The organism is Bacillus sp. BPN334 (assembly GCF_008368885.1).
Taxonomy (GTDB): Bacteria; Bacillota; Bacilli; order Bacillales; family Bacillaceae_G; genus Bacillus_A; species Bacillus_A wiedmannii.
The window spans coordinates 1-2,039 of record NZ_QOZW01000064.1 but is presented as its reverse complement, the minus strand read 5'-3'; the positions used below and the strand labels follow the sequence as shown (position 1 = coordinate 2,039).

The following is a 2,039-nucleotide window of genomic DNA, read 5'->3' as shown; positions in this document are numbered from 1 at the left end:
ATGCGGAAATACAACAAGTACATGTCTCTCCATAAGTTTCCCTCCTTCTTACTTAAATGGTGTTAAGCTTAACTCAAGTGCAACTGCTAAGCGGCCTTGGTTATCATGCCCTGCTAGTAATAAACGCTCTTTATCGTCTACTTCCCAGTGCGTAATACCTTCTGCATATACCCAGCCATGATCCATTTTCAAACCAACTCGGTATGGATTCGTTCCAGTAATCTTCCCGCGCTCAAAGCGAATAATTGCATTTCGAATGAATGCTCCAACTGTCATCATCTTTTCGTTAAAGTGTGACGCATACGCTCCGTTCGTTGTTTCTAAATGAATATATACATCTTTATTTACAAAACGTTCAATTTCATTTTGAATAAGAGAACTATCTTTTACTATTTCCATCGGAATTCACCTCTTTAAACCATTTTACGCAAAAATAATGTAAATTGCTATCTCTATATTAGAGGACAACGCTCACTTTTCCTAATAATTTGCACTGTGTTTTTTATATTTTTTATATGATATGTAAAAATCATATTTTTCCCTTCACTTTGTTAAATAGTTTTCTTTCTTTTTTGAATTTGCTACAATATATTTTATCCCGTATTAATATAGCGAGATACATTTCGACAATTGAATACATACTTTAAAGAAGGTGACATGATTGGAACAATCAGCACATGAAGTAGCAAATTGGCAATATTATTTTGCAATTGCCGTATTTTTAATCACGTACGGATTTATTATTTCTGAGAAATTGAATCGTGCTGTAATCGCACTATTCGGCGCTGCTATTATGATTATTTTTGGAGTTGTAGATTTACATACCGCTTTCACATCACATATTCAATGGGAAACAATCACCCTTTTAATTGGGATGATGATTCTCGTACATATTACGAGTCAATCAGGCGTATTTGAATTTGTGGCTATTAAAGCAGCTAAGGCAGCTGGTGGAAAACCAATCCGCATTTTATTATTACTATCTTTATTAACCGCAGTTGGTTCTGCATTTTTGGACAACGTAACAACCGTCTTATTAATCGTACCTGTTACACTATCCATTACACGTATTTTAAAAGTAAACCCTGTTCCTTATTTGATTTCAGAAGTGCTATTTTCAAATATAGGCGGAACAGCAACATTAATCGGTGACCCACCGAACATTATGATTGGGTCAGCAAATAAGCATTTAGACTTTAATGCCTTTTTACTAAACTTAGCTCCAATCGTAATTATTATTTCTATTGTTACACTTGGCATTATTTACTTTATGTATCGTAACAAACTAAAAACAACACCTGAGCAAATTAAAATATTAATGGCATTGAACGAAAAAGATTATATTAAAGATCAAAGCCTCCTTTTAAAATCCATTTCAATTTTAGGACTAACTATTTTAGGCTTTGTACTTCATTCGATTATTCATGTAGACGCTGCGGTTATCGCGATGACAGGCGCTACAATTCTTATGCTAATTGGCGTAAAAGAACATGATATTGAAGATGTATTTGCCCACGTTGAATGGGTAACCATTTTCTTCTTCGCTGGATTATTCGTTCTCGTTGGCGGGTTAATTGATATCGGGCTCATTTCTTCACTCGCAAAAGAAGTGCTCGACGTAACGAACGGTGATATCGGTTTCGCTGCGATACTTATCTTATGGGTATCAGGCATTGCATCTGCAACAATTGACAATATCCCATTTGTCGCAACGATGATACCACTTATTCAAGATTTAGCTACAGGACTCGGATTATCTGTCGACTCTCCGCAAATTGAAGTACTATGGTGGGCGTTATCACTTGGGGCTTGCTTAGGAGGAAACGGAACATTAATCGGAGCATCCGCAAACGTAGTCGTTGCTGGTATTGCAAAACGTGAAGGACATGCTTTCTCGTATATGGACTTCTTAAAAATTGGTTTACCGTTAACTATTATTGCATTATTACTATCACATGTTTATATATATTTACGTTATTTAATGTAATAGTTGTAGTGGGTGAAATTATATCGATGATTCTACAGAGAATATCGACTTA

General features: G+C 35.4%; 2 protein-coding genes. One reads left to right on the top strand and one right to left on the bottom strand.

Translation table 11 applies throughout. The annotated features are described in order from the left end of the window. Positions 1 to 48: 48 nt before the first annotated feature. Positions 49 to 399 carry a YojF family protein gene (locus DN393_RS31230; RefSeq protein ID WP_000407039.1) on the bottom strand — a complete coding sequence of 117 codons (351 nt, stop codon included), beginning with the start codon at positions 397 to 399 and terminating at the stop codon, positions 49 to 51. A 262-nt stretch (positions 400 to 661) separates the two neighbouring features. Here DN393_RS31230 and DN393_RS31225 point away from each other — a divergent pair, with 262 nt between their 5' ends. Next, positions 662 to 1,987, top strand: a complete 1,326-nt coding sequence (locus DN393_RS31225) for an ArsB/NhaD family transporter (RefSeq protein WP_088047457.1) — start codon at positions 662 to 664, stop codon at positions 1,985 to 1,987. The last annotated feature ends 52 nt before the right edge of the window (positions 1,988 to 2,039 follow it).

Bases quoted from the DNA above. Each gene is read 5' to 3' on its own strand.
- DN393_RS31230 (WP_000407039.1), bottom strand. From the start codon at position 399: ATGGAAATAGTAAAAGATAGTTCTCTTATTCAAAATGAAATTGAACGT.